The organism is Methylobacterium variabile (genome assembly GCF_001043975.1).
GTDB lineage: Bacteria > Pseudomonadota > Alphaproteobacteria > Rhizobiales > Beijerinckiaceae > Methylobacterium > Methylobacterium variabile.
On sequence record NZ_LABY01000152.1, the window covers coordinates 1 to 23689 of the forward strand.

General features: G+C 71.5%; 22 protein-coding genes and 1 pseudogene. 5 read left to right on the forward strand and 18 right to left on the reverse strand.

Features of this window, described 5'->3' with window-relative positions; genetic code table 11:
• The 3 genes from ctaD to VQ02_RS20785 form a co-directional block, all read left to right on the forward strand.
• A partial coding sequence (gene ctaD / locus VQ02_RS20775; RefSeq protein WP_245239802.1) for a cytochrome c oxidase subunit I occupies positions 1 to 1669 on the forward strand: 1669 nt, incomplete at its 5' end.
• A gap of 56 nt (positions 1670 to 1725) precedes the next feature.
• Positions 1726 to 2403: a cytochrome c oxidase subunit 3 gene (locus VQ02_RS20780; protein WP_048446143.1), complete on the forward strand. Its 678-nt coding sequence runs from the start codon at positions 1726 to 1728 to the stop codon at positions 2401 to 2403.
• Positions 2400 to 2714, forward strand: a complete 315-nt coding sequence (locus VQ02_RS20785; RefSeq protein WP_048446123.1) for a cytochrome C oxidase subunit IV family protein — start codon at positions 2400 to 2402, stop codon at positions 2712 to 2714. Before VQ02_RS20780 ends, VQ02_RS20785 begins: the two co-directional genes overlap by 4 nt.
• Before the next feature lie 150 nt (positions 2715 to 2864).
• Here VQ02_RS20785 and VQ02_RS39800 read toward each other — a convergent pair whose 3' ends face one another.
• The 5 genes and pseudogenes from VQ02_RS39800 to VQ02_RS20800 all read right to left on the reverse strand — a co-directional run bounded on the left by VQ02_RS39800 (position 2865) and on the right by VQ02_RS20800 (position 6309).
• Positions 2865 to 3098: an SDR family oxidoreductase gene (locus tag VQ02_RS39800; protein ID WP_280818956.1), complete on the reverse strand. Its 234-nt coding sequence runs from the start codon at positions 3096 to 3098 to the stop codon at positions 2865 to 2867.
• A pseudogene (locus VQ02_RS39805) lies at positions 3077 to 3451 on the reverse strand (SDR family oxidoreductase); the annotation flags it as partial. The gene VQ02_RS39800 and the pseudogene VQ02_RS39805, both read right to left, overlap by 22 nt.
• A gap of 16 nt (positions 3452 to 3467) precedes the next feature.
• Positions 3468 to 4682, reverse strand: coding sequence for an ABC transporter substrate-binding protein (locus VQ02_RS20790; protein ID WP_048446124.1), 1215 nt, complete (start codon positions 4680 to 4682; stop codon positions 3468 to 3470).
• 33 nt (positions 4683 to 4715) lie between these two features.
• Positions 4716 to 5039 (reverse strand): 2Fe-2S iron-sulfur cluster-binding protein, encoded by a 324-nt coding sequence (locus tag VQ02_RS20795; protein ID WP_048446125.1) that lies wholly within the window; start codon positions 5037 to 5039, stop codon positions 4716 to 4718.
• 13 nt (positions 5040 to 5052) lie between these two features.
• Positions 5053 to 6309 (reverse strand): cytochrome P450, encoded by a 1257-nt coding sequence (locus VQ02_RS20800; protein WP_083469342.1) that lies wholly within the window; start codon positions 6307 to 6309, stop codon positions 5053 to 5055.
• 146 nt (positions 6310 to 6455) lie between these two features.
• On the opposite strand from VQ02_RS20800, the gene VQ02_RS20805 reads away from it, so the two are divergent.
• A complete protein-coding gene (locus VQ02_RS20805) occupies positions 6456 to 7001 on the forward strand; it encodes a MarR family winged helix-turn-helix transcriptional regulator (RefSeq protein WP_048446145.1) in 546 nt (181 codons plus the stop codon).
• A gap of 18 nt (positions 7002 to 7019) precedes the next feature.
• Here VQ02_RS20805 and VQ02_RS20810 read toward each other — a convergent pair whose 3' ends face one another.
• From VQ02_RS20810 to VQ02_RS20845, 8 genes are all read right to left on the reverse strand, one after another.
• Complete coding sequence (locus VQ02_RS20810; protein WP_048446126.1) at positions 7020 to 8264, reverse strand: NAD(P)/FAD-dependent oxidoreductase; 1245 nt, start codon at positions 8262 to 8264, stop codon at positions 7020 to 7022.
• 269 nt (positions 8265 to 8533) lie between these two features.
• The gene (locus VQ02_RS20815; protein WP_048446127.1) at positions 8534 to 9223 is read right to left on the reverse strand and encodes an MOSC domain-containing protein; all 690 of its coding nucleotides are present in this window, start codon (positions 9221 to 9223) and stop codon (positions 8534 to 8536) included.
• Entirely contained in the window at positions 9220 to 9783 is a 564-nt protein-coding gene (locus VQ02_RS20820) for a peroxiredoxin family protein (protein ID WP_048446128.1), read from the reverse strand. Before VQ02_RS20820 ends, VQ02_RS20815 begins: the two co-directional genes overlap by 4 nt.
• 12 nt (positions 9784 to 9795) lie before the next feature.
• Positions 9796 to 10500 (reverse strand): glutamine amidotransferase, encoded by a 705-nt coding sequence (locus tag VQ02_RS20825; RefSeq protein WP_048446129.1) that lies wholly within the window; start codon positions 10498 to 10500, stop codon positions 9796 to 9798.
• A gap of 68 nt (positions 10501 to 10568) precedes the next feature.
• Positions 10569 to 11555, reverse strand: coding sequence for a catalase (locus tag VQ02_RS20830; protein ID WP_048446146.1), 987 nt, complete (start codon positions 11553 to 11555; stop codon positions 10569 to 10571).
• Positions 11556 to 11736: 181 nt separating this feature from the next.
• Complete coding sequence (locus tag VQ02_RS20835) at positions 11737 to 12468, reverse strand: hypothetical protein (protein ID WP_083469345.1); 732 nt, start codon at positions 12466 to 12468, stop codon at positions 11737 to 11739.
• Between the two features lie 18 nt (positions 12469 to 12486).
• On the reverse strand, positions 12487 to 13161 hold the full coding sequence (locus VQ02_RS20840; protein ID WP_048446130.1) for a MarR family winged helix-turn-helix transcriptional regulator: 675 nt from the start codon (positions 13159 to 13161) through the stop codon (positions 12487 to 12489).
• Between the two features lie 182 nt (positions 13162 to 13343).
• Complete coding sequence (locus tag VQ02_RS20845; RefSeq protein WP_063838504.1) at positions 13344 to 14237, reverse strand: DMT family transporter; 894 nt, start codon at positions 14235 to 14237, stop codon at positions 13344 to 13346.
• 528 nt (positions 14238 to 14765) lie between these two features.
• On the opposite strand from VQ02_RS20845, the gene VQ02_RS20850 reads away from it, so the two are divergent.
• On the forward strand, positions 14766 to 15527 hold the full coding sequence (locus VQ02_RS20850) for an SDR family NAD(P)-dependent oxidoreductase (protein WP_048446132.1): 762 nt from the start codon (positions 14766 to 14768) through the stop codon (positions 15525 to 15527).
• 117 nt (positions 15528 to 15644) lie between these two features.
• On the opposite strand, the gene VQ02_RS20855 is transcribed toward VQ02_RS20850, so the two are convergent.
• The 5 genes from VQ02_RS20855 to repA all read right to left on the reverse strand — a co-directional run bounded on the left by VQ02_RS20855 (position 15645) and on the right by repA (position 23413).
• Entirely contained in the window at positions 15645 to 15995 is a 351-nt protein-coding gene (locus tag VQ02_RS20855; RefSeq protein ID WP_053080479.1) for a hypothetical protein, read from the reverse strand.
• Positions 15996 to 16475: 480 nt separating this feature from the next.
• Positions 16476 to 18797: a methyl-accepting chemotaxis protein gene (locus VQ02_RS34850; RefSeq protein WP_053080480.1), complete on the reverse strand. Its 2322-nt coding sequence runs from the start codon at positions 18795 to 18797 to the stop codon at positions 16476 to 16478.
• Between the two features lie 877 nt (positions 18798 to 19674).
• A complete protein-coding gene (gene repC / locus VQ02_RS20870; protein WP_245239803.1) occupies positions 19675 to 20931 on the reverse strand; it encodes a plasmid replication protein RepC in 1257 nt (418 codons plus the stop codon).
• 236 nt (positions 20932 to 21167) lie between these two features.
• Positions 21168 to 22187, reverse strand: coding sequence for a plasmid partitioning protein RepB (gene repB, locus VQ02_RS20875; protein ID WP_048446135.1), 1020 nt, complete (start codon positions 22185 to 22187; stop codon positions 21168 to 21170).
• Positions 22184 to 23413, reverse strand: a complete 1230-nt coding sequence (repA, locus tag VQ02_RS20880) for a plasmid partitioning protein RepA (RefSeq protein WP_048446136.1) — start codon at positions 23411 to 23413, stop codon at positions 22184 to 22186. Before repA ends, repB begins: the two co-directional genes overlap by 4 nt.
• Positions 23414 to 23689: the final 276 nt, after the last annotated feature.

The window sequence follows — 23689 nt, forward strand, 5'->3', positions numbered from 1 at the left end:
CGGCCTCGCCGACCCGGACGAACTCGATCTGCGCCTCCCGGTCAGCTACCTCGCCGACGGGCACAGCGTCCGCTCCTGGCTGCTCACCATCGACCACAAGCGGATCGCGATCCTCTACGCGATCACCATCACGCTGTTCTTCTTCATCGGCGGGGCGGCCGCCACGCTGGTACGGCTCGAACTCGCGACCCCTGAAGCCGACGTGCTCCGGGCCGACACCTACAACAAGCTGTTCACGCTGCACGGCGTGGTGATGGTGTGGTTCTTCCTGATCCCGAGCATTCCCAACACGCTCGGCAACTTCCTGCTGCCGCTGATGATCGGGGCGCGTGACGTCGCCTTCCCGAAGCTCAACCTCGTGAGCTGGTACCTGAACGTCGGCGGCGGGCTGCTGGCGGTCGCGGCGCTCATCCTGGGCGGCGTCGATACCGGCTGGACCTTCTACGTCCCCTATTCCACCGTCTTCTCCAACACCTGGGTCTCGCTCACCGTGCTCGGGGTGTTCACCACCGGCTTCTCGTCGATCGCCACGGGGGTGAACTTCATCGGCACCATCCACCTGCTGCGGGCGCCCGGCATGACGTGGTTCCGCCTGCCGCTCTTCGTCTGGGCGATGTACACGACGAGCCTGATGTTCGTGCTGGCGACGCCGGTGCTCGCCGTGACCCTGCTCCTCGTCTTCGCCGAGCGCACCTTCGGGCTGCCGATCTTCGATCCGGCCCGCGGCGGCGACCCGATCCTGTTCCAGCACCTGTTCTGGTTCTACTCGCACCCGGCCGTCTACATCATGGTCCTGCCGGCGATGGGCGTGGTCTCGGAGCTGATTACCTGCTTTGCCCGGCGCAAGGTCTTCGGCTACACCTTCATGGTCTACGCCCTGGTGGCGATCGCGGTGATCGGCTTCTTCACCTGGGGCCACCACATGTTCACCTCAGGGATGTCGCCCTACGCCGCCCTGGTGTTCTCGTTCCTGTCGTTCATCGTGGCGGTGCCCTCCGCCATCAAGGTGTTCAACTGGACCGGCACGCTCTATCGCGGCCAGGTCGGGTTCGAGTCGCCGATGCTCTACGCGCTCGGATTCGTCGGGCTGTTCACGCTCGGCGGCCTCACCGGCCTGTTCCTCGCCTCGATCCCGATCGACGTCCACGTCCAGGACACCTATTTCGTCGTCGCGCACTTCCACTACATCATGGTCGGCGCCTCGGTCTCCGCCTATTTCGGCGGCCTGCACTTCTGGTGGCCGAAAATCACCGGCCGGACCTACCCCGAGACCTGGGCCCGCTTCGCCGCGATCCTGATGTTCTTCGGCTTCAACCTGACCTTCTTCCCGCAATTCATCGCCGGCTATCTCGGCATGCCACGGCGCTACCACGTCTACCCGCCGGAATTCCAGATCTGGAACGTCCTCTCCTCGGCCGGCGCGGCCGTGCTCGCCGCCGCCTACCTGATGCCGCTCGGCTATCTCACCTGGTCGCTGCTGTTCGGGGAGCGGGCGACGAACAACCCGTGGGACGCGAGCGGGCTCGAGTGGCGCACCTCCTCGCCGCCGCCGCGGCAGAACTTCTTCGGCTCGCCGCGGGTCCAGGGCGGGCCGTACAACTACCATCCGGAGGGCGTCGCGCCGGTCCACGATCAGCCGCGCCTGCCCTCGCAAGGATCGCTGACGTGAGCGCCGCCGACCTCGAAGCCCGCTTGCGCGAGAGTCGCACCGATCTCGAAGCCCGCTTGCGCGAGAGTCACACCGATCTCGAAGCTCGCTTGCGCGAGCCCTGGAGCGAGCTCGAGACCGACCACGAGACCGCCTTCGCGCGCCAGCGCGACGGCGCCACCCTCGGGATCTGGGTCTTCCTGGCGAGCGAGGTGCTGTTCTTCGGGGCCCTGTTCCTGACCTACACGGCGGCCCGCCTCGCGAACCAGGAGGCGTTCGCGGCAGCGGGCCGCGAGACCAACATCGTCTACGGCACCCTCAACACCGCGATCCTGCTCACCAGCAGCCTGACCATGGCGGTCGCCTCGCAGGCGGCCGAGAAGGGGCTGTTTCGCCGCCTCACCCTCTGGTGCCTCGCCGCCACCGCCGCCCTCGGCCTCGCCTTCCTGGTCGTGAAGGGGTTCGAGTACCGCGAGGACATCGAGAAGCACCTGGTGCCGGGCGCGCATTTCGCACTGAAGCAGGCTCCGGCCCAGATCTTCTTCGCCTTCTACTGGCTCGTCACGGTCGTCCACGCGATCCATCTCAGCATCGGCATCGCGCTCGTGGCGCGGCTCACGATCAGGGGCTGGCGCGATCCCGATTTCCTCGCCGAGAACCCGCAGGTCGAGGTGACGGCGCTCTACTGGCACCTCGTCGACCTAGTGTGGGTGTTCCTCTACCCGATGCTCTACCTGCCGGGGCGGTCCGGATGAGCGCGGGCTCCGACACTCCGGGCACCGAGACTCCCGGCGCCCTCTGGCGCCGCAACCTCTGGGTCTGGGCCGCCCTGATGGCGCTCCTCGCCCTGAGCGCCTGGGCCGCCTACTGGCCGTACGGGCGCATCGACACCGCCGTGGGGTTCGGGATCGCCGGTGCCAAGACGGTGCTCGTCGCCCTGGTCTTCATGCAGCTGAAGCGCGCCGGCGCCCTCGTCCGCCTCGTCGCCACCTGCGGCCTGTTCTGGGCGGCGATCCTGTTCACGTTGACGCTCGCCGACGTGCTGAGCCGGATGGTGAACCGGTGATACCGCAGCACCGTCGAGCGGACTCGTGCAAGGGCGCTGGCTCAGCCCGAACCGGCGCAGCGCGCGACCAGCGAGCCGGCGCCGAGCCGGAGCGCGCCTTCGCTCAGGGCTCCGTCGGTCGGCCCCGCCTGTCGGCGGGCGCGGGGACGCTCACAAGGAGCTCCCGCCGCAGATCACCAGTTGCTGCCCCGTCATCGCCGCCGCTTCGGGCGACAGGAAGTAGGCGACCGCCGCCGCGACCTCCTCGAGCTGGATGAACCACCCGAGGGGCGGCAGCTTCGGGGCGAGCGTCCCCGGGACGGATCGGTCAGCATCGGAGTCTCGGTGGCCGCAGGAGCGACGACGTTGGCGGTGATGCCGCGCGGCATCAGCTCGGCGGCCCAGGAGCGCGCGAGCCCGACCAGCGCCGCCTTCGAGGCCGCGTAGGCGCTCCGTCCGGCCGCGCCGGCGGCGGTGCGGCTGCCGATGAGGACAACCCGGCCGTCCGCTCCCATGCGCGAGACCAGGATATCGGCGAGCCGCGTCGCCGCCTCGACGTGGAGCCGCCACATCGTGGCCCCGTCCTCCGGCGCCATCGCGCCGAGGCGGCCGACCCGCAGCAGGCCGGCGGCGTGGACGAGATTTCGTATGATCGCGTCAGTCGACCTGCGCGAGATCGCATCCGCACTGCGGATTCCGACTTCGCTGGGGCGGGCGAAGCGTCGCCACGCAGGCTCGCGATCCGCCTTCCGGAGCAACCGCCCGGAAGGCGGATCACTTCACCATCGGGCAGCCGCCCTCCGCCATCGGCCGGAAGGCCTGGTCCGCCGGGATCGTGTCGACGAGCTTGTAGTAGTCGTACGCTCCCTTCGACTCGCCGGGCTTCTTCACCTCGAACAGGTAGATCGGGTGGATCGCCCGTCCGTCCGGACGCACGGTCAGGTCGCCGAACAGCCGGTCGCGCGGGGGCTTGCGCTTCATCTCCGCCACGACGGTCCGGGCGTCGTCGCTGCCGGTGCGCGTCACCGCGTCGAGGTAGGCGAGCGTCGCCGAGTAGACGCCCGCCTGGTTGCCGCTCGGGACCTTGCCGGCCTGGCCGGGCCGGGCCGCGAAGCGCTTGGCGAAGGCCCGGGTCTCGTCGCTCATGTCCCAGTAGAACGATTCGGTCAGGAGCAATCCTTGCGCGTCCTTGAGGCCCATCGCGTGCACGTCGTTGATGAAGACCAGGAACGCCACCAGCGACTGCCCGGCCTGCTTCAGCCCGAACTCGTTGGCCTGCTTGACGATGTTGATCGCGTCCGCGCCCGCGTTGGCGAGCCCGACGACCTTCGCGCCCGAGCCTTGCGCCTGCAGCAGCAGGGACGAGAAGTCGGCCGTGCCGAGCGGGTGGCGGCTCGCCCCCTTCACGGTTCCGCCATGGGTCTCGACGTAGCGGCTCGCCTCCGCCTCGATGCCCTGGCCGAGCGCGTAGTTCACGGTCAGGAAGTACCAGGAGGTGCCGCCGCGCTTCATCATGGCGGCGGCGGTCGTGTTGCCGGTCGCCCAGGCGTCGTTGACCCACTGCACCGTGTTGGGCGAGCAGGCCTTGCCGGTGAGGTCCGAGGTGGCGGTGGCGGAGGCGAGGAACGCCATCCGGGTGTCGCGCAGGAGCGCGTTGACGGCAAGTCCCACCGACGAGTTCGGCACGTCCACCACCGCGTCGACCTTCTCGATGTCGAGCCACTTGCGGGCGATGGACGAGCCGACATCCGCCTTGTTCTGGTGGTCGGCGCCGACGATCTCGACCCGGATGCCCTTGCCCCCGCCGGCGAAGTCCTCGGCCGCCATGCGGGCGGCCTCGACCGAGCCCTGGCCGTTGGTGTCCTGGAACGGCCCGGACATGTCGGTCAGCACGCCGATCCGCACCACGCCGTCCGAGATCTCCGCCGCGGCCGAGCCGGCTGCGAGCAGCGTCGTCGCGAGCAGTGCGGCCCGCATCACCTTGCGCATCGTTGTCCTCCCCTCACTGTGTTGTCGTCTCGGTCAGACCTGCCGGTCGGGCAGGCGCACCACGAGCCCGTCGAGGTCGGCCGTGGCGACGATCTGGCAGGACAGCCGGCTCGTCGGCAGGCGCTCGGCGGCGGCGCCCTCGAGCAGGGCGTCCTCGTCCTCCGACAGCGGCGGCAGGCGCCCGGCCCAGGCCTCGTCGACGTAGACGTGGCAGGTGGCGCACATCGCGTTGCCGCCGCACTCGGCCACGATCCCGTCGAGGCCCTGGGAGGTCGCGCCCTGCATCAGGCTCGTGCCCTCCGCGACGGCCAGATCCCGGCGCGCGCCGTCCGGGCGGATGAAGGTGATGGTCGGCATGGGGCGTCCTCCCTCAGGCGGCCGTCAGCGTGACGGGCAGGCGCTCGAGCCCGCGCAGGGTGTTGTTGTACCGGCGCACGACCGGGCCGGTGATCGTGATCGAGCCCACCTTGGCGGCGAGCGCGGAGAGCATCACCTCGCCCTCGAGGCGGCCGAGGAGCTGGCCGACGCACATGTGGATGCCGGACCCGAAGCCGACATGGCCGACCGTCGAGCGGGTCGGGTCGTAGCGGTCGGGCTCGTCCCAGCGGCGCGGGTCGCGGTTGGCGGCGCCGAGGAACATCAGCACCTTGGAGCCCTCGTCGAGGCGGGCCCCGCCGATCTCGACAGCCTGCGTCGTGGTGCGGAAGAAGGTCTGCACCGGGCTCTCGAAGCGCACCGCCTCCTCGAAGGCCGCGCGGGCGAGACCCGGATCGGCCCGCAGGGCCGCCCAGGCCTCGGGGAACCGGGCGAGGCAGTAGATCGCGGCCCCGATCCCGTTCACGGTGGTGTCGAGGCCCGCCGTCAGCAGCGAGCGCACGAGCAGCGGCGCCTCGTCGTGGGTAATGGCGCCGGCATCGGCCGCCTCGTGGATCGCCGCCCCGAAGCCGCCGGGCTTGAGGTTCTCGCGGCGGCACTGCTCCATGACCCAGGCGACGTGGGGCGCCGCGGTGTCGAGCGCGCGCTGCCGCAATTCGTTGGGCGGCCCGAAGGCGTTGAAGGCGAGGCCCGCGTAGGGCAGCAGGTGCTCGCGCCCCTCCTCGCGCAGCCCGACCGCGTCCGGGAAGACCGAGAGCGGGAACGCCTCGGCGAGGTCGGCGACGGCGTCGATCTCGCCGCGGGCCACGAGCGCGTCGACGAGCCGGTGCGCCGCCGCCTGGAAGCGCTCGCGCAGGGTCTTCATCACGGCCGGCGACAGGACCCGGTTCAGGACCGCGCGCGTGCGCCCGTGCGCCGGCGGGTCGGCCTCCAGGATCAGGCTCTGCGGTCGCCAGGGCTTCTCCTTGGCGAAGTCGCTCAAGCCGACGCCGCGGCCGGAGCAGAAGGTCGCCGGATCGTGCAGCACGGCCCGCACCTCCTCGTAGCGCGCGACCGCGTGCACGCTCCAGCGCGGCAGCCACACCACCGGTCCGGCCTCCCGCAGGGCCTCGTGGATGCGGTGGGGGTCCTCGAAGAACTCGGTCGAGAACGGATCCACGTCGACGACCGGTGCGCCCGAGACGTGCACCGCGCCGGCGAGCAAGGTCGCGGGTGCGGCCGGGACCGATCCCTGCTGTCGTTCCATCATCATCGATCCTCCCCTGTTCTTCCCTCGATTTGGTGACATCGTGAACCGGACAATCGAGCCTGGCTCTCCCGGCCGAATCTCGAACCGAGCCTCGACGCCGCCCGGCGGCCGAGCCATAACGTCGGGCACGGATGGCAGCCGGGGTGGAGATGACAGCGGATCGCGCAGGGTACGCGGCCCGTCGGGCGAGCGACCAGGCGACGGCAGCGGGCGCGGCGCCCGGGCCGCGGCTCGACCTGGAGCGGTACGTGCCGGCGCTCCTGACCTTCGTCGCCAACAAGCTGTCGCACTCCGCGAGCGCGACCTACCAGCGCCGCTTCGGCGTGAACGTCACCGAGTGGCGGATCATGTCCCTGCTCGCCATCGAGCCCGGCATCCCGGCCGCGCGCATCTGCCAGGTGATCGGGTTCGACAAGGGGCCGGTGAGCCGGACCCTGGCCTCGATGGAGCGGCGGGACCTCGTCGCCGTGGGCGAGGATCCGGACGACGCGCGCCGGCGCCTGATCCGCCTCACGGGCAAGGGCGAGACGCTGCACGACGAGATCATCGTCGTGGCGCTGGAGCGGGAGCGGCGCCTGACGGCCTGCCTGACGCCGGAGCAGCGGGACACCCTGATCGATCTTCTGAACCGCCTGCACGCGAACCTGCCTGCCGTGACGACGTCCGAAAATCCCAGGCGGAAGCACCGGGAGTGAGCGGGATGGCCAGGCGTCTCAGGCGGCCGCCGCGGCCCTGACCAGCGCCCGCAGGTCGAAGGCGGGATCGGCTGCCTGCTCGGGTGCCAGCGGCAGGCGCTCGGCGATCAGCCGTCGGGCGATCATGTGGTCGGCCGGCCTGTTGACCGACTCGACCCCGACGAGGTGCCCGTGCCGGTAGCAGAAGACCGAGAACGCGCCGGTCGCCGGATCGCCCCGGGTCACGGCGCGGTCGTGCGGCCTGGCGAGACCGGCGATCTGCAGCTTCAGGCGGCCCTGGTCGCTCCAGAACCACGGCAGGGCGGCGTAGGGGGCCGCCCGGCCGGTAAGGCGGGCCGCAACGCACCGGGCCTGATCGACGGCGTTCTGGACCGATTCGATCCGTGTCGGCGCCCGTCCGGCGAAGGGGCTCGGGAACACGGCGCAGTCGCCGATCGCCGAGACCGCCGGGTCGGAGGTCAGGAGGGTGTGGTCGACGAGGATGCCGTCGGCGACCGCCAAGCCCGCCTCGGCCGCGAGGTCCGCGTTCGGCACGACGCCGATGCCGACGAGGACAAGATCCGCGGGGAGCGAGCGGCCGTCGGTGGTCTCGACCGCGGTGACGCGCCCGTCCGCACCCGCGATGCGCTCAGCGCTCGCGCCGAGGACGAAGCGGATCCCGGCCGCCTCGTGGGCCTGCCGGAAGAAGGCCGAGGTCGCCTGGGAGACCGCACGCGACATCACCGACCCGGCCGCCTCGACCACCGTGACGGCGATCGCGCGTGCCGCCGCCACGGCGGCGAATTCGAGGCCGATGAAGCCCGCACCCACCACGACGACGGTCTCGACGCCCGCCAGACGCGCTTGGATGCTGTCGGCATCCGCCAGCGTGCGAAGCTGAAGCACGCCGGCGAGGTCGGCGCCCGGGACCGGCAGGGGACGGTTGCGGGCCCCCGTCGCGAGGATCAGATGGTCGTAGGCCAGGCGCTCGCCCGACGCGAGCGCGACCTGCCTGCCCGCCCGGTCCAGGGCGGCGGCCCGGGTGCCGAGCCGGAGCGCGATGCGATGATCGGCGTAGAAGCTCGCGGGCCGGAGCGCCAGGGTCCCGGCGGTCGCCTTGCCGGCGAGGTAGGCCTTGGACAGCGGCGGACGCTGGTAGGGCGCGACCGGCTCGTCACCCACGATCGTGAGCGATCCGTCGAAGCCCGCCTCGCGCAGCGACGCGGCGGCCTGGAAACCGGCCTGGCCGGCTCCGACCACGACGATGGTGCCTCCCGCGCTCATGGCTGAGCCTCGCGCATCGTTTCCTCCGGGGCGGGCGAGTGTTCGCTCTCACGCCGGAATCTCTCACAGGCCTGTTGCCGTGGCAACCGATCTGTTGCCTAAGCAACGAGATTGCCGGACGAGCGCGAGCCGGGCGCCCGCGGACGTCGCGGCGGGCCCCCTCCCCGCCCGCCGGGCTTGACGGGATCCCGCGATCCGGGGTCGAAGGCTGCGCTGCGCGCGGAGAGCCGCTCCCGCACCGCGCCATCCCTCCGGGCGCGATCAGCGGATCACGCGATGCCGGTCGTTCGGCGGGACCAGTCCTCCACCGCACCGGTCTCCAGCCGCCGGCGGGCGAGCATCCGCCAGCTCTCCGCCAGTTCCGGAAGGGCCGCTGCGGCTTCCAGGTCGGGCCAGTTGCGCGTGTCGACGTAGAGGAGGCGGATCAGGCGCGCGAGCGGCCAAGCGGGCCGCGAGCGCTCGCACAGCGCGAGGGCGTCGCCCGGCTCGGCGACACCCTCCGTCAGCACTCGCCAGTACCAACCCGTGCGCCCCGTCCTCTGCACGGCGAGCGCCAGACCGGGTCGGCCGAAGCGCCGGTCGAGCTTGAAGCAGGGCTGGCGTCCCTGGCTGACCTGCAGGAGCGCGGAGCCGAAGCGGACGACGTCGCCGATGCAGACATCGTGCTCCGTCCATCCGGCGGTCGAGAGATTCTCGCCGAAGGCGCCGGGCGCCGCGAGGAGCGGATGGTCGCCGATCTCGGCGGCCCAGGCCGGGTAGTGGTCCAGCGGATAATGGTGCAGCGCCTTCTCGGGACCGCCGTGGTAGCGGAGGTCGCCCTGCGCATCGCCCGCGATCCCCGTCGCCGTGATCCGCCAGGGCCCGGGAACCGGGCGCTTGGCGATGCCGCTCGGCGGACCGTCAGGCCCGAGCGGCGCGACCGGTCCAGCGAGCACGACGGGCCGGACCGGCGCGATCATGGGGCGGATGTCGCGGGCAGCGGGCAGCCGGTGTCGTCGCATCCGCCCGTGTCGTCGCACCTGCCCGAGACTTCCGCCCGCGCCGTCGACACCGCCGACGCCGCCACCAGCGATCCCACGAGAACCCCGAGCGCGAGGTCGTCGACCTGTCCGAAGGCGTGCTCGCGAACCACGCCGTCGCGGTCGATCACGATCGTGCTCGGCGTCCCGCGCATGCCGTATCGCCGCATCGTCCGGGGGATCGGGCCGTCCTCGCCGGGCCGGTCGACACCGACGGGCAGGGTCAGACGGTACTCGTGGATGAACGCCTCGAGGGCCGCTTCGGTCATGGCGGCGTGGTGCTCGAAGACCGTGTGCAGGCCGATCACCACGACCTCGCCGCTCCTCGCGAACATCCGGTGCAGCGTCTCGGCCTGCGGCGTGCCGTGAGCCACGCAGCCCGGGCACAGCATCTGGAAGGCGTGCAGCACGACGACCTTGCCCCGCAAGGCCGCGAGGGTGAGCGGCCCGGACGCGTTGAACCAGCGGCCCGTGTCCAGCTCGGGTGCGTTATCCGTCATGTCGTCCTCCGTTCAGGTGCGGTCGAGGCCGGCGAGCCAGTCGCTGAAGAGCCGGGCGCCCGCCTCGCGGAGCCGCGGGCCGTGCTGCGCGCTGTCGGCCCTGAGCCGGCGCGGATCGAGGCCGGCCGCGGCGATCTCGCAGGCGTGGCCGATCAGCCAGCGCTCGATGTCGGCGGCCTCGGCCTCGCCGTGGAACTGCAGGCCGAGCGCGTGGCGGTCGAGCGCGAAGGCCTGGTGCGCGCAGGCGTCGGTGGAGGCGAGCAGCGCGGCGCCCGGCGGCAGGTCGAAGGTGTCGCCGTGCCAGTGCAGCACGGCCCGGCCGTCGAGGTGGGCGAGCGGCGAGGAGCGACCGGCCGCCGTCAGCGTGAGCGGCGCCCAGCCGATCTCCTTGGCGGGGACCGGATGGACGCGGGCGCCAAGGGCGCGCGCCATCAGCTGAGCCCCGAGGCAGATCCCAAGCGTCGGCCGGCCGGCCGCGAGGCGGCGCTCGATGACGTGCAGTTCCTCCGTCAGGAACGGGTAGCGGTCGTCCTCGCAGGCCCCGATCGGGCCGCCGAGCACGATGAGGAGGTCGTCCCGCGTCGGCTCGATGGCCCGGAGGTCGTCGATGCCCGCGTCACAGGTCCGGAGTCCGTAGCCGGCCCGGCGCAGAACCGGCTCGAGGATCCCGAGCCCCTCGAAGGCAACGTGGCGGATGGCGATGGCGGTCGGCTGCATGGCGCGTCTCGCTGGCTCGGAGGGGGTTGCGCGGCGGGCCGGCGATGGCAGTCGCCGGCCGCGGGTGATCACTTCGCGCGCAGGCCGAAGGAGAGGCCGTAGGCCGTGCGACGCGCCGTGAAGATCTCGTCCTTCGGTGCACCGATGCCGTCCGCCAGCTGGCCCGGATCGAAGATGCCGTCGTCGCAAGTCTCGTTCGGCTCGACGGCCATCACGGCGATCGTGCCGAGCCTCACCGCCCGCCTGTCATCCTCGTTCCTCCACCGCTGCGTGACGTCCGCCGCCAAGTCGTCGCCGGGCTCGGCGAGCAGGGCCATGACGTCGAACCTCACGGGATTCCGGGACAGCCGCTCCGCCAGCTCGGCGGCCAGGAACTGGGGCGGCTTGCTCCTCGCCTCCTCGTCGCTCAGGGCGAGCTCGCCCGCCGCGGGAACCACCTTGAACTTGAAGGGCACCGCCTGGCCGGCGGCACTCACGCCCGTGAACGTGTGCACGCCCCAATAGACGATGCCGGCATAGCTCGCGGGCAGGGGCTTGGCCGCCACGAAGGCGGCCTGGCGGGTCGTCTCCGGATTGGCCTTCGCGAAGGATGCGATCGCCTCCTGGTCGGGCTTGCCGTCGGCCCGCGGAGCGCGGGCCTGCAGGAAGCCGAGCATCTGATCGAGGGTCCTGGCGAAATGCACCGGGGCATTCTCGAACAGCAGGTGCGTGTCGCCTCCGTCCGACAGGATCTTGATCGAGAAGCCGCGCAGGACGGTCCTGGCCGTGTCAGGCACGGCGGGATTGCCACCGCCGACCGAGAAGCGACCGACCAGGGGCCAGGGCCGCGTGAAGCTGATCGAGCGCGTGACGGCGCCGACGTCGGCGGAGGGCGTGTAGGTGCCGCGCACGCACTGGCCCCTGGCGAAGGTGGCGCGCACGCCCGGCGGCTTGCCGGCGACCGTCCTCAGGGCATCCACCAGGCCCTGCGCGTCCGCAGCGCGCGCCACGGTCGGAAGAGCCAGGCCCGAGAGAAGCGCGGCGCCGAGGAGCGGCACCGCGGCAACCCTGCGCATGATCGCCATCACGCTGGATGGCCCATCGCTCGAAGGCGAGGCCGGCCTGCGCGGTGCGGCCGGCGGGTCTGGATCGACGAGGTCGACATGTGCCATGATCGCCATTCCTTCTCTGATGCTCGGAGGGGGACCTTCCGCGGTCCGGCGATGGCAGTCGCCGGACCGCTTCCTGCCGTCGACGCTACTTCTGCGGGCTCACCTTGCCCGGCAGCGACAGGTTGCTGGAGGCGACCTTGAAGACGTCGCTGACGCAGAGCAGCGGCGCGTGCAGGTTGCCGTTGACCTTGAGGCCGGAGGTCACCCCGTCGAACGACGCGCCCTTGATGCCGGTGATCAGCGAGACCGGGATCTCGACCTGAACCGCGTCGCCCCGCAGGGCCGTCGGGTAGTCCGGGCTGTCGATCAGGAGCGGCACGTTCGGCCAGGTCGGCGGAACCTTCGGCCTCGCGCCCTTCGGAATGTCGATCACCTTCAGGCCGCCGCCGCAGGCGCCGTCCTTGGCGAGCACGACCCAGTGCGGGTGCCAGACGTGCCGGTTCACGCCGCCATTGGCCGCGTCGTCGAAATCGGGGTGGAAGGTGACGGCGAGCGCGACAATGCCCTGCGCTTTGTCGAAGCCGATCGCGCCGCTGTCGAGGGTCGTCGGCCAGACGTAGGCGTAGACGCTGGATCCCTCGAACCGGCCCGTGGCATCGGGCTTGTCCCTGCCGGCCTCGCCGCGGACGCGGGTCGTGAACACGGCGGTGTCGCCCCGGGTCACGATCGTCGTCTCGACGATGTCGAACGACGCCAGGACCGCCTCGTTGGGCTGCGTGCGGATGGGCTCGGCAAGTGTGCCGGTCGAGAGTGTGCCGGTCGAGAGCGCGCACAGGGCGGCCGCCACGGGGCCGACGCCCCATGCCTTCTTCGTCATCATGACACGTGGTCCTTCTCAGTCGTCGGCGGGTGCTCGGAGGGGCGGCGATCCGTCCGCGAAGGACGTCCAGGTGGCAGCCTGAACGTCGGGATCGGCCGCTTCATGCTCGCCGCAATCGAGCCGGAGATCCCGGGTCCCGATCGGGGCGTCCACGAAGGCGCAGTGATGGGGGCGGGCCTCGGCCGGATGGGCGTTCGGCCGGAAGTGGCGGCAGCTGACGCACATTCGCTGGACCGGGATGGCCCCGGCCTGCTGCAAGGTCCGGATGAGCTTGATCTGGGTGAGCAGGAGGTCGGCCTGCTCGCCCGGCGACAACCGCGCCAGGGCCACCATCACCTGCGAGGTCGCCGAGGCGAAGGCACGCCCGAGGGCACGTCCCTCCTCCGTCAGGCGGGCGATCACCGCACGGGCATCGGCCGGATCGGGCGTCCGCTGCAGGAGGCGCTTGCGCTCGAGCGCCGAGAGGGTGTCGGCCATGCTCGGCGCCGAGACGGCGAGGTGGGCTGCGATCGCCTTGGCCCGCAGACCGGCCGGACGTGCCGCGAGGAGCGCGAGCACCTGCGCCTGAGCCGGGTTCAGGCCGGCGTCACCTGCGGCGGCCCACAGATCGGCACGCAGCACCAGCGCGATGCGCTCGAAGCCCTCGCGGAGGCGGATCAGGACGGGATCTGGGTCGGCTGCGTGGTCCATGCGTTTTAATTAGGACTCCTAATATTATGAGTCAAGTGTGCTGGTCCTGGCGACGCGCAGGCCGATGGATGGGTCGGGCGCGGCGAGGCGGCCTTCGGATGCTCCCCGGGTCGCGACGTGCCTCGATCAGGTCAGGCGCAAGGAAGTCTCACCTCGTTTCGGCCGCTGTCGGCGCTCCCTGCTCAGTCGAGATCATGCGTCTTCGCGATCGTCACCGGGACGGCCGCACGCTGCCGTGTCGGGCTGCGCCGCAGCCCCTGTTGCTCGCGCAGGAAGATGAACATGCCGCTGGCGACGATGATGCCGGCTCCAGCCACTGTGAGCGGTCCGATCATCTCGCCGAAGAACACGTAGCCGAAGAGCATGCCCCACAGGATCAGGGTGTACTGATACGGGACGACCGTCGTCGCCGGCGCCATGCGCAGCGATTGGTTGACGCACAGATTGCCGGACAGCGACCCGATACCGAGGAGCAGCATCAGGGCGAGGTCCACCGGCCCGGGCGAGGTCCACCCATAAACCAGCACGAAGGCTGCCCCGAAGATCAGCGATGACAGGAGCTGGCCGGTCATCAGGATGGTTCCGGAAACAGCCGCCAGCTTGCGCGTGGTGATGAGGAAGAGCGCGTAGAAGAAGCTGCCGAGCAGGGCGCAGACCGCCCCGAAGGACAGGGAGCCCGGCGAGGGGTGCAGCGCGAGGACGACCCCGCAGAACCCCGCCACGATCGCGGCCCAGCGGCGCCAGCCGACGCGTTCCCCGAGCAGCAGGGGCGAGAGGGCGGTGACGTAGATCGGGCCCGCCATGTAGTAGGTCATGACCTCGGCCAGGGGCAGCGTGCTGACCCCCCAGAAGAAGAGCGACGCCTCGAGCGTGGAGCACGCCGCCCGCAGCACCTGCAGCCCAGGGCGCGGCGCACCGCGGAACCCGCTCAGGCCGACCCGCTGGATGGCCGGCGCCATGACGCACAGACCGGCGACGCTTCGCACCAGCATGAGCTGACCGACCGCGTAGGTGCCGAGCAGCCACTTGCCCATGGTGTCGTTCAACGCGAAGAGCAACACGCCGAGCAGCATCATCGCGACACCACCGGCAGCGCCTGCCGGCGCGGCGACACGACCCGAGAGCACAGACACCGTCCTCAATCCTCGTTCTTGCGCCGGACGAGGAAACCATCAGGTGTCCCGGCCCCTGCCCCGGCGCTTTCCGCACGACGGTCACCGATCCGTACCGTCCCGTCGGACGCCGACCTTGGCGTGGCCGGACCGACCGGCGCAGGGATCCTGCGCGGTCGACCGTCCTCCCAGCGTGGGCACGTGCCACAGCCGGGAGGCCACCGCTATGGCTGTCGTAGTGCAGCACCGTGAACGGCCTCGCTCGGAGGCGCCCGCTGAGCCCGGACGGGCGCCGGCGCAAAAAGCTCGGGCCTGTGGATCCAGGCCGAGCGCCGTGCCCTGGCCCGCTCGCCGGCACGAGGCTCTGACATGAGGCGGACGTTGGCTTACACACTGGGAGCAGCCCTCGGCCCCGTGCCCAGGGCGGTGCTCGCGGGGCCGTGTCACGGCGCCTCCCGACGAGCCTGAGCCGACCGTAACCCGGAGATGACGATGGATCTGCGCCTTGCTGATAAAGTCTGCCTGGTCACTGGTGCGAGCACCGGCATCGGCCGGGCGACGGCGATGGCGCTCGCGGCGGAAGGGGCGCAGGTCGTGGTGTCGGCCCGCTCGCGACCGCCGCTCGAGGAACTGGCCGCCGCCGTCACTGCCGCGGGCGGCCGGGCGCCCGTGGTGCTCACGGCCGACTTGGCGGAGGCAGAGGGTCCGCAGCGGCTGTCCGAGGCCCTGCTGCGCGAGGCAGGACGGCACGTCGACGTCCTCGTCAACAATGCCGGGGGCTCGCGCCCCCTCGAGGCGTGGGATGACGAAGCCGCCTGGGACGAGGGCTTCCGGCTGAACTTCCTCGCCGCCCGGCGGCTGACGGAGGCGCTGGCGCCCGCCATGCTGGAGCGGGGCTGGGGACGGATCATCAACGTCTCGGGTGCCGTCGTCGCCAAGAGCTTCAATGCCGCGACCCCGGCCAAGGCCGCGCTGGAGAGCTGGTCCAAATCCGCAGCCGCCGCCTTCGCCGGCCGCGGGGTGACCGTGAACTGCGTCGCTCCGGGCCGGATCAACTCGCCCCAGATCCTCGATCGCCTGCATCCGACGGAGGACGCGCGCCGCGCCTACATCGCGCAGAACATTCCCGCGGGGCGCTTCGGCGAGCCCGACGAGGCCGCGGCACTGATCGCGTTTCTTGCCTCGGAAGGAGCGAGCTACATCACCGGCACGACGATCCCGGTCGACGGCGGCGCGCTACGCCTGGCGTTCTGAGGCTCGTCGCTGTCGCCCTACTCTGCCAGACGTCAGCCAAGCTCGGCGAGCCAGCGGAGGCGCCCGAACGGATCGGCGCTCGAACCGTCGCGGTGATCACGATCCCTCGGCGCGCGGTCATCCCTCGCCGTGATCCCCCCTCCCCTGCTCATGGTCGGGCGTGCCGCGGTCCGGGGTCGTCGCGTCCGGCCTCCGCTCGGTGTCGTCCGGGCGAGCCGCGTTGCCAGTCAATCCATGCTCGATGTCGGCGCCTTGCATCGACACGCTCTCGCTCCGGCTCCGAGCGGCGGAACCGTCAGACGTGGCGCCGCCGATGTAGCCCGTGCGCTCACCGCCGCGCTCAACGGGTGCCGCATGCCTCGGTGACGTCATCGCGAATCCCGCCCACGCCGCGTCCGGGACGCGCCGTCGTATGTACAGCAGCATCAACCCGGGAAGCCCGCACGCGAGGATGAGGAAGAGCACCATACCCATCGATCGTCCTCTCGATTGAGATTGCGGATCAGTCGACGACAACTCCTCGCGCTCTCAATTGTTCCGGAATACACGCCGCGCTCAAGCATAAGCGTAGCATCGAGGCGCTGCCATCACCTGCGGTAACCCATCAAATCACGAACATACTGGGCGCGACCGCGACCCGGGCCGCGCGCCGCCTCGAAAATCGCGGCGCGGACTGCCCAGCGATGCGCCTTCCCGCGGCCCCGGGGCGTGAACAGGATGCCGCGAGCGCGGCCGGCCTCGCGGTCCTTTCATACCGGCGCGCCCTGCCATCGACGGGCCGACGACAGGGCGTCCGGCGCGCGGGCCCGTTCGACCGCGCAGCGGCGTCGGGCGACGCGGCGGGTGCGCCGGTCGGCGTCGTGCCGGGGGCTCGGGGTGGTGCGCGTTCCGGCCCGGAGGCAGGACGGGCGCTCCATCCCGAGCGATGCGGAATCGGATGAAGCCGCGCTAAGCTGCCCGCACCCCGTCGAGGAAGGCATCGACCTCGCCGCGCAGGCCCGTCGCGGTCCCGGCGAGCGCCTCGGCCGCGGTCAGCACGCGAGCGGCGGTCTCCCCCGCCTCCTCGGCATCGCGCCGCACGTCGCGGATGCCGGTCGAGACCACCTGCGTCCCATGCGCCGCCTCACCGACGTTGCGGGCGATCTCCTGGGTCGCCGCGCCCTGCTGCTCCATGGCCGCGGTGATGCTGGTCGCGATGTCGGACATGTCGTTGATGACGCCGCCGATCGCGCGCAACGCCCCGACGGCCTCGCGGGTCGCGCCCTGGATGCGGGCGATCTGGTCGCCGATCTCCTCGGTGGCCTTGGCGGTCTGGCCGGCGAGCTGCTTGACCTCGGCGGCGACGACCGCGAAGCCGCGGCCCGCCTCGCCGGCCCGGGCCGCCTCGATGGTCGCGTTCAACGCGAGCAGGTTCGTCTGTGAGGCGATGCCCTGGATCAGGGCCACGACCTCGCCGATGCGGTCGGCGCCGGCGGCCAGGGCCTCGATGGTGGCGTCGGTTTCCCTGGCGCGAGCGACCGCGGTCGTCGCCATGCCGGCCGAGTGAGCGACCTGGCGGGCGATCTCGCGGATCGAGATCGCCATCTCCTCGGTCGCGGCGGCGACGGTCTCGACGTTGGCGGAGGTGCGCTCGGCGGCATCGGCAACCTCCGCGGAACGGGCGTTGGTGCGCTCGGCCGCCGCGGTCATGGATTCGGCCGTGCCGTGCATCGTGTCCGCGGCCCGTGACAGGCCGTGGGTCGACGACGACATCGTCTCCTCGAACGTCGCGGTCAGCGCCCCGAGCCTGCGCGCCCGGTCCGCCTCGGCCTGCGCGGCCGCCGCGGTCTCGGCGTCGCTCCTCGCCTTGGCGACGAGCGCGTCCTGGAACACGCCCACCGCCCGGGCCATGCCGCCGATCTCGTCGCGCCGCTCCCGGCCCGGGACGGAGACCGACAGGTCGCCGGCGGCGAGCGCCCGCATCGCCGAACCGAGATGGCCGATCGGCCGCACGATGCTGCGGGCGAGCCACAACGCCGCGGCGATGCCCAGGAGAGCCGCGAGGGCGACCCCGATGAGCAGGAGGATCTCGGCGGCGCGCCGCTCGGACCCGATCAGCGCGAGTTCGCCGTTGCCGACCTCCCGGGCGGAGGAGACGAGCGTGGTCAGGTGCCCGTCGCGCTCCCGGAGGACCCGGCGCTGCGAGCCGTTCGCCTCCACGACACCGGACACCTTACCCTTGATGTCCCCGACCTTCCCGATCAGATCCTTGATGGTCTTCTGTGCGGCCGGATCGGGCTCGAGAAGGTGGATCGTCTCGACCGCCCTCATCAGCGCGTCGGCCGCGGCGACGACCGCGCGCCCCTCGTCCCGGGCCGAGAACAGGGCGATCTCGGCGATCTGGAGCGACTTGGACGCGTTGATCGCGTCAGCGCTGGCACCGAGCAGCTTCGCCGCGCGCTCGACCCGGTCCTGCTGTTCCTGCAGGCGGGTCTGGACCGCGCTGCCGGCGTCGCTCTGGACCTGCTCGATGTTCCGCAGGGCCGCCATGATCGCGTCGAACGACGTCGCGATCTTCTCGCCCCGCTCGATGTCTTGCAGCGGCAAGTCGACGCCGTCGAGGTAGTCGTCCAGGGCGTCGAGGGCGGCCTTGGCCGGCGTGCGCATCTCCTCCTGCGTGCCGAGACGCTTGATGATCGCGGAGAGGAAGCGGTACTTCTCGCCGATCGCGCTGCGGTCGGCCCCGGGAACCTGCTCGAGGTTGCGCATCTCGAGGGCGCCGCGGATCGCGGAGCTCGAGAGCGATCCGGCCGTGGATGCGGCCTTGAGGGCTTCCACGCTCTCCTGGAGGGCCTGGCTCGCCGCGGCCAGGCGGGCCTGCTGGGTCTCGCCGATGCGGCCGGCGGCGGCCTGTAACTCCTCGATGAGGGCGAGGTGCTCGGACTGGACCAGCGCCTTCTTGTCCTGCTCCGACTTGTAGGTGGTGCGGGTGCGCTCGAAGGCGTCCGCGCCGCGGGCCATCGACTCGGCTCCCCGGACGGTGGCGAAGCCGGCGCGGACCTGCGCGAGGCTGTCCGTCACGGCGCGGTCGCCCTGGCCGGAGACGTCGTGCAGCGCCCGTTCGGCGGCCAGCGCGAGATCGCCGACCTGGCCGGCGAGCGTCTGCGCCGCATTCGCCGTGTCGACGCGGTGCGCGAAGCCGGACAGACTGACCCAACCCGAGGCTGCAACGCCGGCGGTCAACGTCAGCATCACCGCGAAACCGCACAGGAGGCGGGATTTGATCGACATCGGACTTATGACCTCGGCGTTTCCTCTCGCAGAATCCAAGATCGCGGCGAACCACTTAAGTCGGCCTTAAGGCTTCGCTTCATCCCAGAACTCGCGCCACGCAGGTATCCACAGTCGGGAGCCATCGATCTCGGTCATGCCCATGACGTCACAGTAAGATGGAATGACAGGACCGCCGCCGGCCTGATGCAGCCGGATACCTTACGCTAGGGCACGAAGACGCTCGCTGGACGACGGTACATGCGGGTATCGGGGCGCAGCATCACCGCCAACGAGCAGGCTGCGCCACGCTGATGCACTGACCGCCGTCTTCTCGACGGCGTTCAGTGCGGGAGTTCATCCCGGTCGGGGAGCGCCGATCACCGTGCGGCCTGCTCCGTGCCCGATGACGGGCGCGCACCCCGGGCTGTGCATCACCCGTCGGCGCTCCCATTGGCCCTGGCCGCGACGGACAAGAGAACCGCCGGACTACACCGCCGCCCGCTGTCCGTCGGGCGTCCCGCGAGCCGGACCCGCCTCCCCCGCGAGAGCCGATGCAGCGAGCGCCACCTGGTCAGGCACGTCCTCCTCCGACCCCCACCAGATCGTCTCCCCGCTCGCCATCCTGGCGTAGCGGGCCTGCCCGCGCACGCCCACCTCGACAATTCGTCCAGGCCGGCCCGTTCCTCTCGAGATGCCCATCGCCGTCGCTCCGTGAGTTCGCCCCGCACATGAACGGCGGAAGTCCCCGGCAGGTTCGAGCGCCTGCATCGAGATCGATGCGTTCTCCGCCGCGGGAGGGCCGCGCGGCCGGGCACCGCCCTGCTGCCTTGCGCCCCATCCCCCGCGGCCGCGCCTGAATCCCGGGGTGGTCTCCCCTCAAGGGCCCCCTGCCCTCTCACGCGCCGACCTGCCCCGATCGCAACCGCTCGCGCTGCAACGCCCGCAGGACCGGCTCCAGGCTGAACCGCCCCGACCGCCTGCGGTCCACCAGCGCTCGCAGGTAGCCGCCGGGCGACCGGATGTGCGCGGCGCGCTGCAGGATCGCCGCCACGGTGACGGCAGCGGCCTCCTCACCCATCACCGCGCAGGCGTCCCGCCACGCATCCGGGCTGATCCCCATCATCGGCCGGACGAACCGCGTCACCGCGACGAGGTCGCGCCAGGATCGGACCCCGTCCCGCGCGTAGGCCAGGATGTCGGGGCAGGCCTCGAGGACGAGCCCGAGCGGGCAGGCGTCGGGCGGAGCCGGGCGCGGGCCACGAGCGCCCCTGCCCTTCTCCGGCACGGGCCCGTCGTCCCGCCCGGGTCCGGTCGCCGGTTCAGAATCATGGTCATCGGAGTCTGAACTCTGTTCGTGCCGCTCACCCTGATCGGGACTGCCGCTCGCTTCCGGGGTTTTGGTCCGGGCGATCAGCCACTTGCCCAGATCCGTGGCGAGTTCGGCCAGGCCGGCGCCGACATCCTCGAGGACGTCGAGATCCGGTGCGCGCGGCAGGACGGCCACGAGTGCCTCGTAGCGGGTCCGCAGCGGTCCGGCGAGGTCGGGTGCGGCCTCCGCCAGGCCCTGGATCAGCTTCACGCAGTCCCGGCGTAGCAGCGTGACGCGCTCGCGGGCCACGCGCAGGGCCAGGGCCCGCGCCCGCACGGCCTCGGCCAGGGCGGCGAGCTCCGCCGCGCGCGCGACCAGCGGCGACAGGTCAAAGCCGAAGGCCTGCGCCACCGCTCCGCCCGGCCCGCGACGGACGTAGCGCTTCCCGTTGGGACTGTCGCGCCGGATGATCAGGCCCGCCTCGACCAGGGCGGCGAGCGCCCGCCGCAGGGTCGCCTCGGCGATCCCGTGCGCGCGCAGGCCGAGCGCGGCGTTCGACGGGTAGACGACCAGCGCCGGTCCGCCATCGAGCGACAGCGCCGTCTCGGGGTGGAAGGTGAGCAGCGCGTCGAGGACCGCGAGCGTCCGGTCGCTAAGGCCGAGGGCCAGGCGGGCGGTCGCGATGTCGCGAAAGACCGTCCATTTGTGGACGCAGGTCCCGCGTGGGCAGCCGTCGGCGTTCACCTGCGCGTGGATCTGCGCAGGCGTCAGCGAACGCCGCCCGAAGGGCGTCGTGATGTGCAGGGTCATCGTCTGGCCGAGCACCGGGCAAAGGCCGGGCATCCGCCGAATCGACGCCAAACGGGTTGACGAAGTGCCGGGAGATGTGATTCTCTGAATGTGCGAGAGACAGAGAGGGTCTTCCGGGCTTCGGTTCGGGGGGCCCTTTCTTTTTGCGGTGTCCTCGTCTCCTTTCTCCGGTGTTGCGGGGCCGGGGCAGCGCCCGATCTCGCCGCCCCGTGTCACGGTCTTCGCGTTCCCGGCGCCGAGCGGAGGTCCGCTTCGCCGACGGGAATGCGCTAGCCCTTGCTCTGCCGGTAGGCCGCGAGGAGCTCGGGCAGGCGCTCGGCGAGGTAGTCGCCGAAGCCGGGCACGCTCGCCTCGTCCGTCGTGACGCGCACGCCGACCGCGCTGCGCTCGACGCGGGCGAACTTCAGGCCCTTGGCGTCCTTCACCGTCTCGGCCTTCGGCTTGCGCTTCGGCGGGGGCGCCGCGTTGAGGGCGGCCAGCACGACGGCGAAGCGCTCGTCCGAGGTCTTGCCCGCGAGGTCCGGCGAGGCGAGGGCGGCCTCGACCTGCTCGCCCGTTGCGGCCTTGATCCGGTCCGCCAGGGTGAGCCAGCGCGGCCGGCCGACGCCCGGGGCCGGGCCGATCGTGGCCAGGGCCGGGCCCGGGATGCCCTCGGCGACAGCGAGGTAGCTCGACAGGTTGCTGTTCTGCGTCCCCATCGCCTTGGCGATCACGTCGCGCGCGACGCCGGCCTGCATCATGTTGTGCGCGAAATGCGCCCGCTCGATGTAGCTGAGGTCGGCGCGGGCCAGGTTCTCCGAGCCCTGCGCGATGAGAAGCTCGGTGTCGCTCAGGGCCCGCACGATGGCGCGCAGGGGCCGCCCGAGGAGCTGTGCCGCGCGCCGGCGCCGGCGCCCGTAGGCGATCTCGTAGCGCCCGGGAGCGCCGGGCTTCGGGCGCACGAGGGCCGGGCTGCGCTGGCCTTCCTCGCGGATCTGCTCCACGAAGGCGTCGAACGCCGCGTCGGTGGAGTCGGGCACGCGGTCGGCGATGGCGGACGGGTCGCAGAGGTCCGGATCGAGCTCGACGATCGCGCCGTCACGCTCCGCATCCGCGACGACGCGGGCCTGCTCCCGCTCCTGCCACATCGCGCCGAACGAGCGGGCCGCGCCCGCGCGCCTGGCGGCCGGCGGCGCGTTATCACCTGATAACGGGGGTGAAGCCGTTGATTCCGTTGGGGGCGCCGCCTCGGGCGCCGCCTCCGGCACCCGCCGGGCCATCAGGTCCCGGATGCTCTTGCTCTTGCTCATGCCCGTCCCCACGCGCGGCGGATCAGGATCTCGATCTCGCGGTTCACGTCGTCGAGCGCGTCGAGCGCGCGCCGGTAGGTCGCCCGGCTGACCTCGTCGCTGCGGTCCTTGCCCAGCGGGGTCTCGTAGATCGTCTGCCCGACGAGGCCCGAGGTCGAGACCGCCGGCGTCTGCAGCATCGCCTTCGGCAGGACGTAGGCGCCGAACAGGTCCTGCAGCATGCCGACGACCGAGGTCTGCGGGACGCTCTGCGGATCGTAGCGGGTGATCAGGTAGCGGAACCAGTCCTGGGACGGCGGCGGCGCGCCTTCCTCCTGCACCGTCTCCATCAGGTCGCTCATCATGGTGAGGAACTGCCGCATCGACGCGAGGTCGATCATCTGCGGATGCACGGTGATCAGGGTCGCGGTCGCCGCGCACAGGGCCGAGATGGCGAAGTAGCCGAGGCGGGGAGGGCAGTCGATGACCACCACGTCGTAATCGGCCGCGACGCTCTCCAGGGCGACCGGCAGCCGGGCGAAGAACGGCGGCCCGGCGGTCTTGCGCCGCTCCGCCGTCGACATCAGCGGGGCGTAGAACTCGAACTCCTCGAGTTCGAGGTTCGCGGGCGCGAGGTCGAGGCCCGCGAAGTAGGTGCTGCGGATGACCGACCGCAGCGGGCGCTGGCCCTCGCCGTAGCGGACCGCGTCGTAGATCGTCGGGCCGCTGTCGTCCTGCCGCGTGCCGAGCAGGGTCGAGAGGCTGGCCTGCGGATCGGCGTCGATCGCCAGCACGCGGTAGCCGTGCAGCGCGAGATAATGGGCGAGGCCCGCCGTGTGCGTCGTCTTGGCCGAGCCGCCCTTGAAGTTGGTGAGCGCGATGACCTGGAGGTGCTCGCCCTTGGCGGGATCGCGGTGGGGAAGGTAGCCGCGCCCGACCCGGTCGATCTCGTGGAGATGGCGCCGCAGGACGTTGATCTCGGCAAGGGTGAAGTAGCGCCGGCCCGCCGGCCCGACCTCGAGGTCCGGCGTCAGGCGGTCGAAGGGCAGTTGGCGCAGCCGCGCCTCGGTGATGCCGAGGAGGCGCGCCGTCTCGCCGGCCGAGAAGCGCCGCAGGGTCTTCTGCGCCGCGGGCGGATAGAACCCGGTCGCGAGGTCCTGCAGCTTGCCGCCGAGGAGGCGTGCATGGGTCGAGGCGATCTGGTTGGAGGACGCCTCGGCGCCTCCCGAGGGGACGTGCTGGTTCATGACCCTTCTCGTTAGCGGTAAAACAGCAGATTACGTCATACCACCGCTAGCGAAGAGATAGGACCGATTCGGAACAAGGAGTCGAGTCGCCGCAAGTCCGGCGCAAGCCCGACATCCGGCGCTCGGGCAGCCGTCCCGGTGCGCCGGAGAGAGGGGAGGGCACTCGGCACCGCCGGTCGTCGGCGGGCCGGGATGGCTAACGAGGCGTGAACGCGGGCCGGGGCGGAGGCGCGACCCGGCCTCCCGCGCCGCGCGCGTTCGCGGAGCCGTGATCGC

Coding starts and splice junctions, on each gene's coding strand:
- repC (WP_245239803.1), bottom strand. CDS start 20,931: ATGCCCGGCCTTTGCCCGGTGCTCGGCCAGACGATGACCCTGCACATC.
- VQ02_RS20835 (WP_083469345.1), bottom strand. CDS start 12,468: ATGACGAAGAAGGCATGGGGCGTCGGCCCCGTGGCGGCCGCCCTGTGC.
- VQ02_RS20840 (WP_048446130.1), bottom strand. CDS start 13,161: ATGGACCACGCAGCCGACCCAGATCCCGTCCTGATCCGCCTCCGCGAG.
- VQ02_RS20810 (WP_048446126.1), bottom strand. CDS start 8,264: ATGAGCGCGGGAGGCACCATCGTCGTGGTCGGAGCCGGCCAGGCCGGT.
- VQ02_RS20850 (WP_048446132.1), top strand. CDS start 14,766: ATGGATCTGCGCCTTGCTGATAAAGTCTGCCTGGTCACTGGTGCGAGC.
- VQ02_RS20855 (WP_053080479.1), bottom strand. CDS start 15,995: ATGGTGCTCTTCCTCATCCTCGCGTGCGGGCTTCCCGGGTTGATGCTG.
- VQ02_RS20805 (WP_048446145.1), top strand. CDS start 6,456: ATGACAGCGGATCGCGCAGGGTACGCGGCCCGTCGGGCGAGCGACCAG.
- repB (WP_048446135.1), bottom strand. CDS start 22,187: ATGAGCAAGAGCAAGAGCATCCGGGACCTGATGGCCCGGCGGGTGCCG.
- VQ02_RS20795 (WP_048446125.1), bottom strand. CDS start 5,039: ATGCCGACCATCACCTTCATCCGCCCGGACGGCGCGCGCCGGGATCTG.
- repA (WP_048446136.1), bottom strand. CDS start 23,413: ATGAACCAGCACGTCCCCTCGGGAGGCGCCGAGGCGTCCTCCAACCAG.
- VQ02_RS20790 (WP_048446124.1), bottom strand. CDS start 4,682: ATGCGCAAGGTGATGCGGGCCGCACTGCTCGCGACGACGCTGCTCGCA.
- VQ02_RS20820 (WP_048446128.1), bottom strand. CDS start 9,783: ATGACGGATAACGCACCCGAGCTGGACACGGGCCGCTGGTTCAACGCG.
- VQ02_RS34850 (WP_053080480.1), bottom strand. CDS start 18,797: ATGTCGATCAAATCCCGCCTCCTGTGCGGTTTCGCGGTGATGCTGACG.
- VQ02_RS20825 (WP_048446129.1), bottom strand. CDS start 10,500: ATGCAGCCGACCGCCATCGCCATCCGCCACGTTGCCTTCGAGGGGCTC.
- VQ02_RS20815 (WP_048446127.1), bottom strand. CDS start 9,223: ATGATCGCGCCGGTCCGGCCCGTCGTGCTCGCTGGACCGGTCGCGCCG.
- VQ02_RS20800 (WP_083469342.1), bottom strand. CDS start 6,309: ATGATGATGGAACGACAGCAGGGATCGGTCCCGGCCGCACCCGCGACC.
- VQ02_RS20845 (WP_063838504.1), bottom strand. CDS start 14,237: ATGATGCTGCTCGGCGTGTTGCTCTTCGCGTTGAACGACACCATGGGC.
- VQ02_RS20830 (WP_048446146.1), bottom strand. CDS start 11,555: ATGCGCAGGGTTGCCGCGGTGCCGCTCCTCGGCGCCGCGCTTCTCTCG.
- VQ02_RS20785 (WP_048446123.1), top strand. CDS start 2,400: ATGAGCGCGGGCTCCGACACTCCGGGCACCGAGACTCCCGGCGCCCTC.